The organism is Vibrio sp. Isolate30 (genome assembly GCF_022397975.1).
Taxonomy (GTDB): Bacteria; Pseudomonadota; Gammaproteobacteria; order Enterobacterales; family Vibrionaceae; genus Vibrio; species Vibrio fortis.
This window is the reverse complement of record NZ_JAKEUS010000004.1, coordinates 215,900-231,435: the sequence shown is the minus strand read 5'-3', so window position 1 is coordinate 231,435 and position 15,536 is coordinate 215,900. Positions and strand designations below refer to the sequence as shown.

12 protein-coding genes are annotated in these 15,536 nt (G+C 44.7%); 2 read left to right on the top strand and 10 right to left on the bottom strand.

Going from position 1 to position 15,536, the window contains the following annotated elements; genetic code table 11:
* Positions 1-56: 56 nt before the first annotated feature.
* From malZ to yfbV, 3 genes are all read right to left on the bottom strand, one after another.
* Positions 57-1,904 (bottom strand): maltodextrin glucosidase, encoded by a 1,848-nt coding sequence (gene malZ, locus L1D60_RS13300; protein ID WP_239841465.1) that lies wholly within the window; start codon positions 1,902-1,904, stop codon positions 57-59.
* A 151-nt stretch (positions 1,905-2,055) separates the two neighbouring features.
* Positions 2,056-3,024 carry an ABC transporter substrate-binding protein gene (locus L1D60_RS13295; protein WP_239841464.1) on the bottom strand — a complete coding sequence of 323 codons (969 nt, stop codon included), beginning with the start codon at positions 3,022-3,024 and terminating at the stop codon, positions 2,056-2,058.
* Positions 3,025-3,379: 355 nt separating this feature from the next.
* Entirely contained in the window at positions 3,380-3,832 is a 453-nt protein-coding gene (gene yfbV / locus L1D60_RS13290; RefSeq protein ID WP_032552015.1) for a terminus macrodomain insulation protein YfbV, read from the bottom strand.
* Between the two features lie 341 nt (positions 3,833-4,173).
* On the opposite strand from yfbV, the gene L1D60_RS13285 reads away from it, so the two are divergent.
* Both L1D60_RS13285 and pta read left to right on the top strand, forming a co-directional pair.
* Complete coding sequence (locus L1D60_RS13285) at positions 4,174-5,370, top strand: acetate kinase (RefSeq protein ID WP_239841463.1); 1,197 nt, start codon at positions 4,174-4,176, stop codon at positions 5,368-5,370.
* A gap of 141 nt (positions 5,371-5,511) precedes the next feature.
* The gene (pta, locus tag L1D60_RS13280; RefSeq protein WP_239841462.1) at positions 5,512-7,677 is read left to right on the top strand and encodes a phosphate acetyltransferase; all 2,166 of its coding nucleotides are present in this window, start codon (positions 5,512-5,514) and stop codon (positions 7,675-7,677) included.
* 82 nt (positions 7,678-7,759) lie between these two features.
* On the opposite strand, the gene L1D60_RS13275 is transcribed toward pta, so the two are convergent.
* From L1D60_RS13275 to moaE, 7 genes are all read right to left on the bottom strand, one after another.
* Positions 7,760-8,698 (bottom strand): glutathione S-transferase family protein, encoded by a 939-nt coding sequence (locus L1D60_RS13275; RefSeq protein ID WP_239841461.1) that lies wholly within the window; start codon positions 8,696-8,698, stop codon positions 7,760-7,762.
* 185 nt (positions 8,699-8,883) lie between these two features.
* Positions 8,884-9,876 carry a murein tripeptide/oligopeptide ABC transporter ATP binding protein OppF gene (oppF, locus tag L1D60_RS13270; RefSeq protein ID WP_275665674.1) on the bottom strand — a complete coding sequence of 331 codons (993 nt, stop codon included), beginning with the start codon at positions 9,874-9,876 and terminating at the stop codon, positions 8,884-8,886.
* The gene (locus L1D60_RS13265) at positions 9,873-10,844 is read right to left on the bottom strand and encodes an ABC transporter ATP-binding protein (protein ID WP_032552010.1); all 972 of its coding nucleotides are present in this window, start codon (positions 10,842-10,844) and stop codon (positions 9,873-9,875) included. The genes oppF and L1D60_RS13265 overlap by 4 nt, the downstream gene beginning before the upstream one ends.
* Positions 10,845-10,897: 53 nt before the next feature.
* Positions 10,898-11,800, bottom strand: a complete 903-nt coding sequence (gene oppC / locus L1D60_RS13260; RefSeq protein ID WP_032552009.1) for an oligopeptide ABC transporter permease OppC — start codon at positions 11,798-11,800, stop codon at positions 10,898-10,900.
* A gap of 15 nt (positions 11,801-11,815) precedes the next feature.
* A complete protein-coding gene (gene oppB / locus L1D60_RS13255) occupies positions 11,816-12,736 on the bottom strand; it encodes an oligopeptide ABC transporter permease OppB (protein ID WP_239841460.1) in 921 nt (306 codons plus the stop codon).
* A 118-nt stretch (positions 12,737-12,854) separates the two neighbouring features.
* On the bottom strand, positions 12,855-14,486 hold the full coding sequence (locus tag L1D60_RS13250; RefSeq protein WP_032552007.1) for an ABC transporter substrate-binding protein: 1,632 nt from the start codon (positions 14,484-14,486) through the stop codon (positions 12,855-12,857).
* Between the two features lie 594 nt (positions 14,487-15,080).
* Complete coding sequence (gene moaE / locus L1D60_RS13245) at positions 15,081-15,536, bottom strand: molybdopterin synthase catalytic subunit MoaE (protein ID WP_239841459.1); 456 nt, start codon at positions 15,534-15,536, stop codon at positions 15,081-15,083.

The window sequence follows — 15,536 nt, the reverse complement described above, 5'->3', positions numbered from 1 at the left end:
CCTCTATCGCAATTTTTCAAAAAAGGACTATTTCAAAATAGAACCTTACTCGTCAATCATAGAGGTGAGAATAAGAGTACTTGAGCTGATAGTGCATCGACGGGGATACGCACTTTCCCATCTTCAATTTGTAACACCAAGCTTCCATCAATCGCAGACTTCAATACACCTGATTCAATACCCAGCTTCCAAACAGGCAGTGTAATTTCAGACATCGATGAGCCAAGATTAATGACAGTTAGGGTGTGCTCCTGCTCTAAGCTTCGAGCATAAATCAACACCTCATCATCACAATAAAGTTCCTGATAAGCCCCCGTCTGTAAACTCGCTCGTTCACGCCTTAATTGAATTAAGTTCTGGGTAAACGCAAACCAACTCGATGTCTGTTCTTCACCCCATGGGAAACAGCGTCGGTTATCAGGGTCTTGCCCTCCTTCGAGCCCAACTTCAGTGCCATAGTAAAGGCAAGGCGTTCCGACATATGTCATCAGTAACGTCAGAGCAATAGATTGTTTCTCAACGTCACCTTCCAACAAGGAAATAAATCGAGCCGTATCATGGCTGTCTAACTGGTTCAGTTGCGACAACTGATTCTGCCAAGGAACTTTTGCACGAGCCTCGCCTAACCATTCAGAAAAGTCTCGCATACTGATATCAATAGGTTCATAAGCGATATCTTGCTTCGCTAGCAAAGCTCGAACAGGATGTGCGAAACCATAATAGTTCATCGAGCCATCTTCTTGGTCACCCTGCAGCCACGAAGTCGCTTCAAAGAAGTGCTCTCCGAGTATATAAGCATCTGGGTTTTGGCTTTTAGCCGCGTTACGAAACTCTCTTACGTAGTGGGCGTTGTTATAAGCCCCCTCACCTTCTCCAAGCATATGAATCACATCAAACCGCCATCCATCAACGGAATAAGGTGCCTTAAGCCAGTGTTTGATCACCGAATCTTCTGATTGATAGATATACTCGCGAACGGATTCATTGGAGAAGTTCAATACTGGTAGAGAGTTGATGCCCTTCCAACCTACGTAAGTTTGTGCATCATCGTCATTGAAGAAGTAGTAGTCACGGTATTCAGAGTCTGGTTTACCAAAAGCCCCAGCATCCCCTTTGCCTAACTTATCGAACCATGGGTGTTCTACAGACGTATGGTTAAACACCGCGTCTAACACCACTTTCATCCCCCTTGAATGCAAATCATCTGACAGAGCAGCAAACTCTTGATTTGTACCGAAGTGAGAATCGACGTTGTAATAATCAGTCGTATCGTATTTGTGATTACTCGGAGATTGAAAAATTGGGTTAAGGTACAGCGCGGTAACGCCCAACTCTTGCAAGTAATCCAGTTTGCTATGAATACCCGCTAAATCACCACCAAAAAACTCTGCAGCCCCCGTCCCATTGTGGCCTTCAACATCTGCTCCCCACTCTTTCACGACAACGTCGACGGTGCCTTCTTTAAGGCGGTACTCACCAGGTTGAACGCTAATCTCGGGATTTCCATTGCAAAAACGTTCTGGGAAAATTTGATAAAACACCTGTTCCGCCACCCAATTTGGCGGTTGATGATCAGCATTGAGTTTAAAATGATGCGCGCGACTTGGCATACGAATATGTACACCTTGTGAGTCCAACCAAAACTGGCCAGATTGGCTCAGCAGCTTAAAAGTATAGTGAGTTATGGCTTGGTCAGTGTTAAGCGGAATCTTCGCTTCCCACACAAACAGCCGTCCTTGTTTGCCAACCAATGACATATCAACCAGATACTCTTCATTGTCCGGCTCATGACGTATTTGTACCTTGGTCCAGTCATCACGCTCCGTATGGAGCTTTAAAGTAACAACTCTTTGCTCAAGTTGAACATAATCGGAGGTTTGAGCATGAAATAGATATGGACGCATAACGAATCTCGCACGTTGACTGATTCGCTAAAGATATGAAAATTCCGATTCCCCACAATGTGAAAACCATCAACAATTAAAGTGGATCACGCTTTGTAGCCCTACATTGTTCAAATAAAGTTCACTACTTAATGTTTTGTAGGGCTGCTGCTTACTGGATGATTGTCGCTTGATCCAGAATCGAGCTTGGTGGTGTGATACGAAACTTCTTAAGCGCGTCTAGGTTAATCTTGATCGTTGAATGGCTGGGCGTTTTGACGTTCAACTTACCCGGTTTTTCACCCTCTAGTATCGCTGTTACATACTCAGCTGTTTCCAAGCCGATCTGATAATAGTCTAGCCCTGCACCAATGACTGCGCCGTTTTTAACATATGCTGTAGTACCCGCAACAACAGGAGTGTTTTGGCTGTCGGCGGCTTGAATCAGGCTATCAATAGCACTTGCGATAGTATTGTCCGTCATCGCATAAACGACATCCGATTTAGCTGCCACAATACGGGTTTTCTCTTCGACTTCGTCAGCAGTAAACACAGGCTCGATATGCAAGGCTAAACCGTGTTGTTTCGCCGCGATTTTCAAAATCGAGATCAGAGCAACGGCGTTAGACTCACCAGGGTTGTAGACAACACCAATAGAGTCCACGTCAGACATGATCGACTTAATCAGCTCTACATGTTGATGTATTGGAGAAAGGTCAGACAACCCTGTCACATTGCGACCAGGCTTCTCTAGACGTCTCACCAAGCGCGCACCAACAGGATCTGTTACCGCTGTGAAAACGATAGGGATTGTACGCGTTGCTGAAACTAACGCCTGCGAAGACGGAGTGGCAATCCCTACCAATACATGCGGATTCTTGCTCACCAATTCTCGCGCAATTTTCGCCGCTTGTGCAGGCATGCCATCTGCAACTTGTGAAACCAGCTCTAGGTTCTCTCCATTTTTATAGCCATGCGCTTCTAAGCCGTCAATCAACCCCCTATGCGCGGCATTTAAGTCTGGATGGTCAATAATCTGAGAAATCGACACTTTCGCACTGCTTGCCAACAAGGCACTAGAATAGATTAGTGCCAGCACACTCAACAACATGGCACTCGACCAATTCAACCCTATTTTCATTGACACTCCCTGTTATGTCGTCGTTTACCCTAACAACCATATTTCCACTGTTGCATAAAGAGAACAGCGTGTTATTACATTACTGATAGTATTACCAGTAAGAGATAAACAACGAAAGCCAAAAATAACAAAAGTGCAACAAGTGTCGAATTTATGAGCTAGCTTCAAGAATTAGAGTGAAAGGTCTGAAATCGAAAAATAAAAAGGCGATGGTGCGCACAAAAGAAGGGGATTTACTGTTAAGATCAAAAACGCCCCGAAGGGATCTCACAGGGCGCATTGTTTGATGGTATTAATGAGCGTCGCTCGGATCAACTAGGTTGTTGTCTGGGCCTTGGACAGATCGATGTCGAAGTTAAAACCAACGTTCCATCGATGATTTGTCGAGCTGGCGAAACGCTCGGTTTAAGATAATCGCCAACTCCTTATAGCGCGGGCGAGACTTCATTGGCTCTAACGCAAAGCCGGTTTCAGTAATCTTTTCATGCAATTCGCGATACCAAGACACAAGTGCTGGTGGCAGTTGAGTGTTGGAGCGATTGCCTAACCACCACATACCTTGCAACGGTAAGCTAATTGCGAATAGTGCCATAACCACAGCTTGTGGCATCGCTTGATAATTGTTGAATACCATCTGTGTTAAAATACTGATCGCGGCGATCGCTGGCATAACCTTAATGCCGAAGCGAGTTGCCTTAATGATGCGTTGCTCGGGAAAGATCGCATTTAACTCTTTTCTGACAGGCCAGAGATCCATGTACTTTTGGCCATCTTTTAAACTACTGGCTAACCCAACTCTATTGCTCATATGAGTCTCCCGTTAAAAAAAAGTTGAAATCATCAACTAAAAACGCAAAAAATTGACGAAAAATAATATTCTTTCAAATTTTTTTGTTATATTTGCACAATATCGCTATTATTTGCAGACCTCAATCTCATTGTTGCCCTTATTTACAATTTAAGCAACTTTGTGACGACCTCTGCAAGGATTGCACCTGTCCCTTTTATGACGAAAGGCGACATTCACTTATACGGAAATTAATGTTTTTTTGACCAAGATTAGTACGCAAGCTTGTGTGCTTCGTCTATTCTTGTGATTGATTTTCACCCTTAACTGATTTTATCAGACAAATTTACAGGTAGTCATTCATGTCTAAGCTAGTTTTAGTTTTAAACTGCGGTAGTTCTTCTCTTAAATTCGCTGTTGTTGACGCAGAAAACGGTGACGAGCACCTAACAGGTCTTGCAGAGTGTCTGCACCTTCCTGAAGCTCGCATCAAGTGGAAACTTGACGGCAAACACGAAGCTCAGCTAGGTAATGGCGCAGCTCACGAAGAAGCGCTAGCGTTCATGGTAGAAACTATTCTTGCTTCTAAGCCAGAACTTGCTGAAAACCTAGCAGCAGTTGGTCACCGTGTTGTACACGGCGGCGAGAAGTTCACTCAGTCTGCACTAATCACTGACGATGTACTGAAAGGTATCGAAGACTGTGCTGCTCTAGCACCTCTTCACAACCCAGCTGCTATCATCGGTATCAAGGCTGCTCAAAAGTCATTCCCTGGCCTACCAATGTCTGCTGTATTTGATACTGCATTCCACCAAACAATGCCTCAAGAGTCTTACCTATACGCTCTACCGTACAAACTGTACGAAGAGCACGGCATCCGTCGTTACGGCATGCACGGTACTTCTCACCTATTCATCGCTCGCGAAGTAGCAGAGCAACTAGGCAAGCCAGCTGACGAAGTAAACATCATCAACTGTCACCTAGGTAACGGTGCATCTGTTTGTGCAATCAAGAACGGTAAATCTGTAGACACTTCTATGGGTCTTACTCCTCTTGAAGGTCTAGTAATGGGTACACGTTGTGGTGACATCGACCCTGCGATCATCTTCCACCTACACGATTCTCTAGGTTACTCTGTTGAAGAAATCAACAACATGCTAACTAAAGAGTCTGGTCTTGCTGGTCTAACTGCTGTTTCTCCAGACTGTCGTTTCGTTGAAGACAACTACGGTAAAGAAGAAGCTGCAACTCGCGCAATGGACGTAATGTGTCACCGTCTAGCGAAATACATCGCTGGTTACACTGCGACTCTAGATGGTCGTCTAGACGCTATCGTATTCACTGGTGGTATCGGTGAGAACGGCGCTCCAATCCGTGAACTAGTACTTAACCGCCTAGGCATCTTCGGTATCGAAGTTGACGGCGAAGCTAACCTAAAAGCTCGCTTCGGTGGTGAAGGTGTTATCACTACTGCTGACAGCCGCATCCCTGCGATGGTTATCTCTACTAACGAAGAGCTAGTAATCGCTGAAGACACTGCACGTCTAGCAGGTCTTTAATCAAGATTTATACCGCTAGCTCACTTGGGCTAGCGGTATTTTGATACAAAAATGGGGCTCAGCTTCTATTCCTATTCCTACCCTTCAATAGGAATATGAAGTTGAGCTTTTTTAATCCAATAGCTAAAGGTACTCATACGAATGTCTCGTACTATTATGCTTATCCCTACAAGTGCTGGTGTTGGTCTAACTAGCGCAAGTATGGGTGTTCTTCGCGCAATGGAGCGCAAAGGCGTTAAGGTTTCTTTCTACAAACCAATCTCTCAACCACGCTCTGGTGGTGACCAACCTGATCTAACGTCAACTATCGTTGGCACAAGCAGCGATGTTAAGATCGGTCAACCTCTAGCGATGTCTGTTGCTGAAAGCCTAATCGGTAACGACAACATGGACGAGTTACTAGAAACTGTTGTTGAGCGTTACAACCAGATCAACAAAGATGCTGACGTAACACTTATCGAAGGTCTAGTACCAACTCGTAAACACCCATTCGCTAACCAAGTGAACGCAGAAATCGCTGCAACACTAGGTGCAGAGATTGTACTAGTTGCAACTCCGGGTACTGACAACCCAGCTCAACTTAAAGAGCGCATCGAAGTAGCATGTTCTAACTTCGGCGGCACTAAGAACAAAAACATCTCTGGTGTTATCATCAACAAGCTTAACGCTCCAGTTGATGAAGCGGGTCGTACTCGCCCTGATCTTTCTGAAATCTTTGACGATTCAGACAGCGCTCAGCAAAGCGAACTAAAAGTAATGGAGATCTTCAATACTTCTCCTATCCGTGTACTAGGTTGTGTGCCTTGGAGCATCGAGCTAATTGCTACTCGTGCTGCAGACATGGCTTCTCACCTAAACGCTGAAATCATCAACGAAGGTGAACTGAACACTCGTCGTATCAAGAGCATCACGTTCTGTGCGCGTTCACTGCCTCACATGATCGAGCACTTCAAGCCAGGTTCACTACTAGTAACTTCGGCTGACCGTCCTGACGTTATCGTTGCAGCAGCACTTGCAGCAATGAACGGCGTTGAGATCGGTGCAGTTCTTCTAACTGGCGGCTACGATATCCCTGCAGAAATCGAAGAGCTAATCAAGCCAGCTCTAGAAAGCGGTTTACCAATCTTCAAAGCTCAAGGTAACACTTGGCAGACGTCTCTTAACCTACAGAGCTTCAGCCTAGAAGTTCCAGCTGACGATAAAGAGCGTATCGAGTTCATCAATGAACACGTTGCGGGTCACATCGATGGCAACTGGATCGAGTCTATGACTGAAGGTACTCAGAAGTCTCGTCGTCTAAGCCCACCAGCATTCCGTTACCAGCTAACTGAATTCGCTCGTAAAGCGGCTAAGCGTATCGTACTTCCTGAAGGTGACGAACCACGTACAGTGAAAGCTGCAGCTATCTGTGCTGAGCGCGGTATCGCGGAATGTGTACTTCTAGGTAACCCAGAAGAGATCAAGCGTGTTGCAGCGCAGCAAGGCGTTGAGCTAGGTGCTGGCGTTAAGATCATCAACTCTGACGAAGTACGTGAAAACTACGTGGCTCGCCTAGTTGAACTACGTGGCGCGAAAGGCATGACTGAAGTTGTTGCTCGTGAGAAGCTACAAGACTCTGTATTCCTAGGCACAATGATGCTTGAGAACGACGAAGTTGACGGCCTAGTTTCTGGTGCTGTTCACACTACAGCGAACACTATCGTTCCTCCGTTCCAAATCATCAAGACTGCACCTGATGCGTCTATCGTATCTTCTGTATTCTTCATGCTGCTACCTGACCAAGTACTGGTTTACGGTGACTGTGCGATCAACCCAGATCCAACAGCTGAACAGCTTGCTGAAATCGCAATCCAATCTGCTGACTCTGCAGCGGCATTTGGTATCGAACCACGCGTTGCTATGATCTCTTACTCTACTGGTGAATCTGGTAAGGGTGCAGACGTAGATAAAGTACGTGAAGCAACCAAGCTTGCTCAAGAGAAGCGTCCAGATCTAGTGATCGACGGTCCTCTACAGTACGACGCGGCTATCATGGAAAACGTTGCTGCTTCTAAAGCGCCAAACTCTCCAGTAGCAGGTAAAGCGACAGTATTCGTATTCCCAGACCTAAACACTGGTAACACGACTTACAAAGCTGTACAGCGTTCAGCTGACCTAGTATCTATCGGTCCAATGCTTCAAGGTATGCGCAAGCCAGTAAATGACTTGTCTCGTGGCGCTCTAGTAGACGACATCGTTTACACAGTAGCTCTAACGGCTATCCAAGCAGACCAAGCTGCACAAGCTGAAGAAAAAGTAGTTAACTAATTCTCTTTTTCAGAAAGCAAAAACCCTAGATGATTATCTAGGGTTTTTTTATGCCTGAAGAAAAGCGAATTAATTAATGATTCTAACCGCGCCCATGAGGTGACTCTAAGTCCAGCTCAGGACCTTTTGGTACCACTTGTGTTGGGTTGATGCCTGTATGGCTGTAGTAATAGTGACGTTTGATGTGGTAAAAATCCGTCGTCTCTTTAATACCCTTCACTTGGTATAGCTCTTTCATATAACCATTCAAATGTGGGTAATCGGCAATACGTTTTTTATTACACTTGAAGTGCCCTACATACACAGCATCAAAACGAATCAGAGTCGTGAACAAACGCCAATCCGCTTCTGTAATTGTATCTCCAGCTAAGTAACGACTTTTTGCTAGGTGTGCATCGACTTTATCCAGAGCACCAAATAATCCCTCATACGCTTCTTCATAAGCCTCTTGAGTGGTTGCAAAGCCGCAACGATAAACACCATTATTGATATTCGGATAGATGAAGTCGTTCCACTCATCGATCGTATGGCGCAGCGCTGGTGGGTAGTAATCGTCGCTATTTCCCGTTAAATCGTTAAATGCAGAGTTGAACATACGAATGATCTCAGATGATTCGTTGCTCACAATGGTGTTGGTTTTCTTATCCCACAATACAGGAACCGTAACACGACCTGTATAGTCCGGCTTAGCTTGTGTATAGATTTGGTGTAGACGGGTATGGCCAAATAGCGGTTCAGGTAGCCCCATTTGCCAGCCTTCGCTCATCATATCTGGGCACACCACAGTAACATCAATATGCTCAGTTAGGCCTTTAAGCGCCCGAAAGATAAGTGTTCTATGAGCCCAAGGACAAGCTAGCGAAACATACAGGTGGTAACGTCCGCTTTCAGGTTGAAACGGTGCGTCTGCACGGTTCTCTACCCAACTACGAAAGCCGGCATCCTCTCGCACGAATTTACCATTGCTCGATTTCGTATCGTACCAAACGTCGTGCCACTCGCCTTGAATTAACTTACCCATTTTGAACCCCTTCATATTCAAACTTATATATACCAATCACAACTAGTATAAAAAAAGCCAACTTTTTCAAAACTAGAAGAAGTTGGCTTAGTTGTTCGAATTATTTGAATAAGCGCCAGAGACAAAAAAAGCGTGACCGTTTGACCAGCCACGCTTAAGCCTGTCACAGGCTGAATTACGCTTTGTTAAACCTGAACATGAAGACAAGATACCGCGTGAACGTCGTTACCTTGAATCTTAGGTTTTGTCTCAGCACACGCCTCTGTCGCCTGAGGGCAACGAGTACGGAATACACAACCTGATGGTGGGTTGATTGGTGATGGTAGATCACCTTCCAACATCTGAATTGTCTTGCTGCGCTCAATACGAGGATCCGGGATTGGAACCGCAGACATCAGTGCCTTGGTGTATGGGTGCTTAGGATCAGAGAACAGTGCATCCGATTCACCTAGCTCAACCGCATTACCTAGGTACATTACCAATACACGGTCAGAGATGTGCTTAACCACTGACAAGTCGTGCGCGATAAATACCAACGAAAGACCTAACTCTTTTTGTAGCTCTTTCAGAAGGTTAACTACTTGAGCTTGGATAGATACATCAAGCGCCGAAACCGGTTCGTCACAGATGATCATCTTAGGCTTCAAGATCAGTGCACGTGCAATACCGATACGTTGACACTGACCACCTGAGAACTCGTGTGGGTAACGGTTGATTACGTTTGGTAGGAGACCTACTTTCGCCATCATCTCTTTAACGCGATCTTTCACTTCCTGCTTTGAAAGCTCTGGATAGAAAGTCTCTAGTGGCTCAGCAATGATGTCACCAACCGACATACGTGGGTTAAGTGATGCTAGTGGATCTTGGAAAATCATCTGAATCTCTTTACGAGTTTCACGACGTTGAATCTCTTCCATTTTCGTTAGGTCTTGACCTAACCACATCACTTCACCGTCTGTTGCTTCCACCAAACCGATGATTGCGCGAGCGAATGTTGACTTACCACAACCCGACTCACCTACTACGCCCAGCGTTTCACCTTCGTAAAGGTGGATGTCAACGCCGTCAACCGCTTTCAGGTTAGAAGGCTTAGCCCAAGGCCATGCTGACTTCGCCGCGATGCTAAAGTGAACCTTAAGATCTTTAATGTCTAATAGTAACTGCTTATCTACACTCATTTTTTCCAAGCCTCCCAATCAGAAAAACATGCACGCTGACGGTCATTTCCGAATGGTGTCAGAATCGGTGCTTCTTGCTTACAACGGTCCATCACGCGATGACAACGGTCTTGGTACGGACAGCCTGGCGGTAGACGAAGTAAGTTTGGCGGGTTGCCTGGAATAGTCGGAAGAATCTCACCTTCAGTATCAAGACGAGGGATCGCTTTCAACAGACCTTCTGCATATGGGTGGCTTGGGTTGTAGAAGATTTCATCTACTGTACCGTATTCCATTGTACGACCTGCGTACATCACAAGTACTTTGTCACAAGAACCCGCTACCACACCCAAGTCGTGGGTAATCATGATGATTGCTGTGTTGAACTCATCTTTAAGTTCATTCAGCAGCTCCATGATCTGCGCTTGAATAGTTACATCCAATGCGGTTGTCGGCTCATCGGCGATAAGCAGCTTAGGGCGACAAAGTAGTGCCATTGCGATCATCACACGCTGACGCATACCGCCAGAGAATTCGTGTGGGTACATGGTGATACGCTTGCGCGCTTCTGGAATCTTAACAGCCTCAAGCATGCGTACAGATTCTTCGAATGCTTCTGCTTTGCCCATGCCTTTGTGAAGCATTAGCACTTCCATTAACTGGTCGCTCACCTTCATGTAAGGGTTAAGCGAAGTCATTGGATCTTGGAAGATCATCGCGATCTGTTCAGCACGAACCTTGTTCAGCTCTTTTTCTGGAAGGTTAAGGATCTCTTTACCTTCGAATTTTGCGCTACCAGAGATGATGCCGTTTTTCGCCAGCAGTCCCATGATAGAAAATACAGTCTGTGATTTACCTGAACCTGACTCACCTACGATACCCAGCGTTTCGCCTTGGTTAAGTGAGAAGTTCAAGTCATTTACTGCGGTTACGATACCATCTTGAGTGGTAAATTCGACGCGCAGGTCTTTGACATCTAATAAGCTCATCATTGCTTCCTTAATCTTTTATAGCTTTTATATTTTTATTTGCTATTTAGTTTTTATCTGTCTTTTGGATCAAGCGCGTCGCGCAGGCCATCACCTACATAGTTAAAGCAGAACAGCGTAACTACCATGAATGCTGCAGGGAATGCCAGTTGCCAGATAGCAACTTCCATTGTCTGCGAACCTTCTTGAAGCAATGCGCCCCAGCTTGTCATAGGCTCTTGAACACCAAGACCAAGGAAAGATAGGAATGATTCCGTCAGGATCATACTTGGGATAAGTAGAGTTGAGTAAACGGCTACGATACCCAATACGTTTGGAACGATGTGACGTGTAATGATCTTCCATTTGCTTACACCACACACGTGAGCAGCTTCAATGAACTCCTTACTACGTAGGCTCAACGTTTGACCACGTACAATACGCGCCATATCAAGCCAAGCAATCGCACCGATCGCAACGAAGATAAGTACAATATTACGACCAAAGAACGTTACTAGTACGATAACTAGGAACATGAATGGAACCGCGTACAAGATCTCAAGGATACGCATCATCACTCGGTCAGTACGACCACCGATGAAGCCTGAAGCTGCACCGTAAAGCGTACCAATCAATACCGCTACGAAGGCACCCATCACACCTACCATAAGTGAGATACGGCCACCGATAAGAGTACGTACGTAAAGGTCACGACCTAAGCTATCAGTACCAAACCAGTGGTCAGCATTTGGACCAACGTGCATTGCGTACCAGTCAGTATCGTCATAAGTGTATTGAGCCAGCATTGGTAGGAAGATAACCGCCAATACCATCAGTGTCAGAATAAACAGGCTCACCATTGCAGCTTTGTTGCGCATAAAACGAATACGCGCATCCTGCCATAAACTACGACCTTCAATTTCTAAGTTCTCAGAAAACTTTTCGATCGCTTCTAAATTTTCTTTTTTCTTCAACATGTCCATGCGTCCCTGTTAGTAGCGAATTTTCGGGTCAATAACCGCTAGCAAAATATCAACAATTGCGTTGAATAAGATGAATAGGAAACCAATCAAAATGGTTACACCCATTACTAACGAGTAGTCACGGTTAAACGCAGCGTTCACGAACAGCTTACCGATACCTGGTAGGCCGAAGATGGTTTCAACAACCACCGAACCTGTGATGATACCTACGAATGCTGGACCCATGTACGAAACAACAGGCAACATTGCAGGCTTAAGTGCATGTTTTAGAATGATGTAACGGTAGCTTAGACCCTTAGCACGAGCGGTACGGATAAAGTTACTGTTAAGAGTTTCGATCATGCTACCACGGGTAATACGAGCAAACGTTGCAACGTAAAGAAGCGACATTGCGATTACAGGTAGGACGATGTAAATAAAGGTACCACCATGCCAGCCACCTGCTGGGAAGATGTTCCAGTGGAGCGAGAATAGGTAAATTAGAGCGGGTGCCAGTACGAAGGATGGCATTACAACCCCGAGCATGGCGGTCGACATTATGGTGTAGTCGATCCAGGTATTGTGCTTCAAGGCGGCAATGGTTCCGACCGATACCCCCATTATCAGCGTAAAGATAAAGGCAACGAAACCAACCTTTGCAGACACAGGTAGTGCTACTGCGATCAGCTCATTTACTGTGTAATCTTGGTACTTAAACGAAGGACCGAAGTCGCCTTGTAGGATATTCGTTAAGTATGTTGTGTATTGCTCAAATACTGGTTTATCTAAACCGTATTTAGCTTCGATGTTCGCCATAACTTCTGGCGGTAATGGACGCTCGCTTGAAAACGGGTTACCCGGTGCGAAACGCATAAGAAAGAAAGATATAGTGATCAACACCAACATTGTTGGGATCGCTTCAAATATCCTTTTCATAATGAATTTAAGCATAAACTCACTCTTTCAGTCTGTGACAATTAAAATTAGAAAGACCCTACATGCGCGCCCTGCGCATGTAGTGCCTATATCGTTATATTTTTATATTAACTTTCTAGAATCGAAGCGCAGATTACTGAGCTTTGATGTAGAGGTCTTTAGAGAAGATTTTCTCTTCCGCGTTTTCAGCTGGGAAACCACCAACTTGCGGAGAAAGTAGACGTGAACGCACGTATTGGTAAATCGGTGCGATTGGCATATCGTCAGCCATCATCTTCTCTGCTTCTAGGTAGATAGCTTTACGCTCTTCTTCAGAAGTAGATTTCAGTGCTTTGTCGATAAGAGCATCGTATTCTGCGTTGCCCCAGTGCTGACCACCTGTAGTGTTCGCACTTACCATTAGAGTTAGGAATGAAGATGCTTCGTTGTAGTCACCACACCAACCAGCACGTGCAACTTCGAAGTCACCTTGATCTTTAGAATCTAGGTATGTTTTCCACTCTTGGTTCTCAAGAGTTACTTTAAGACCTAGAGTCTTCTTCCACATAGAACCAAGCGCTACCGCAATCTTCTTGTGGTTTTCGTTGGTGTTGTATAGAAGAGTAAATTCTAGAGGGTTGCTCTTACCGTAGCCTGCTTCTTCAAGAAGACGTGCAGCTTCTGCGTTACGCTCTTTCTGAGATAGCTCACCGTATGCAGCCATTTCTGGATCGAAATTCGCTGTAATTTCAGGTGTTAGGAAGTAAGCTGGTTTTTGGCCTTGACCAAGGATAGCACCCGATACGATATCACGGTCGATAGCGTAAGAGATCGCTTTACGAACACGTACGTCGTTGAATGGTTCTTTCTTAGTGTTGAAAGAGTAGTAGTAAGTACACAGACTGCCTTCAACAGATACTGAATCTGCATGTTCTTTCTTCAGACGCTTGAAGTGCTCAGTTGGCAGCGTTGAAGTGAAGTGGATCTCACCAGATAGGAAACGGTTCATTTCCGCTACTTGGTTTTCGATCGGTAGGAAAGTAACTTTGTTTAGAACAGTTTTGTCGTTGTCCCAGTAGTTTGTGTTACGAACCATTTCTAGACGCTCGTTCACAACCCAGTTGTTTACTTTAAATGCGCCGTTACCTACGAAGTTTTCTGGTTTAGTCCATTGATCACCAAACTTCTCAACTGTTGCTTGGTGGACTGGCTTCATTGTTGTGTGGCCAGTCATCATTACGAAGTATGGCACTGCTGTTTCTAGCTCAACAACAAGAGTCTTATCGTCTAGTGCTTTAACGCCTAGTTCGCTCTTATCTTTCTTACCAGCAATGATGTCTTTCGCGTTCACCATCTTCGTGTACTCCATGTACCAAGAGTATGGTGATGCTGTTGCTGGATCTACCGCACGCTGGAAGCTGTATACGAAGTCGCCAGCAGTTACTGGGTCGCCGTTAGACCATTTTGCGTCGTCGCGTAGGTGGAAAGTGAAAGTTTTGTTGTCAGATGTTTCCCAGCTTTTCGCTACGCCAGGAATAGTGTTACCGTCCGCATCTTGATTCACTAGACCTTCTAGTAGATCACGAATTACGTGAGACTCTGGTACACCTTGAGATTTGTGTGGGTCGATTGTTGCAACTTCAGTACCGTTACCACGAACGAGTTCCTGAACTTTTGCCAATTTTGTACCCGCTGGAACGTCAGCAGCGATTGATGTAGTAGAAGTGGCAGCCACTGCCAGACCAGCACCTAGAAGAAGGGCCTGAGTGATTTTATTCTTGTACATGCATAAACTCCAAGTTTTTGTATTGCATCCATGACTTCTTTGCTTGGTTCACTGAACGGTTAGTGATTTAGATTTATTTAGCTCAATTTTTGAGCATAAAAACCTAAAACCTTACAAAGATTGCGGCACACACTATCAATCATTGAAGTAATTTGCCATAAAGAACTGGCAAAAAATCGTATAATTCTCCGAAATACTCAATGAATTAGCGATAAACTCTAATAAAATCGTAATTTATAGCTATTTAAATACGATGTATTATTAAAAGTCAGCCGTAAATGTTGATATATCTGTTTTGATACTTATTTTTAGCATCTTATGCTAGAACAACCCTGACAAATTAACATTATTGCCACATGAAATCTAATAGGGCATCACATATCCCCTAAGTTGCTTACGTTAATTGTGAGGATTATCACTCTATCAAAAACAGAACAAATGGCTGCTTAGTGCATTATATTGGTGTAACAAATTGTTTTAATCACTTTATATGCGTACTTATTCACAAAAACTCTACACATTACTTGGTTATTTGTTCTTCAGGTATAAAAAAACCGACTCAAAGAGTCGGTTTTATATCATCAAAATAGGCGTTTATTTCTGCCAACGCTCGGCTGCTTTCGCGTCTGAATCTCGAGATTCTACCCAACGAGTTGCTTCAGTTGTACGCTCTTTCTTCCAAAACGGTGCCTTTGTTTTTAGGTAATCCATAACAAATTCACACGCTTCAAATGCAGCACCACGGTGAGCACTAGACACACCGACGTATACAATCTGATCGCCAATATCAAGGTCACCTACTCGGTGAATAACACGCATTTTTTGAATAGGCCAACGCGTTTCCGCTTGATCACAAATCTCGCTTAACGACTTTTCGGTCATACCTGGGTAATGTTCTAGGGACAAGCCAATTACGTTATCCCCTAAGTTCATATCACGAACTTTACCGACAAAAGTAACGACTGCGCCCGCTGATGTACCTTGCGACAGAAAGTCGTATTCGTCAGCAACTGAAAAGTCCTCAGCTGTCACCAATACTCGTGAGTCCAT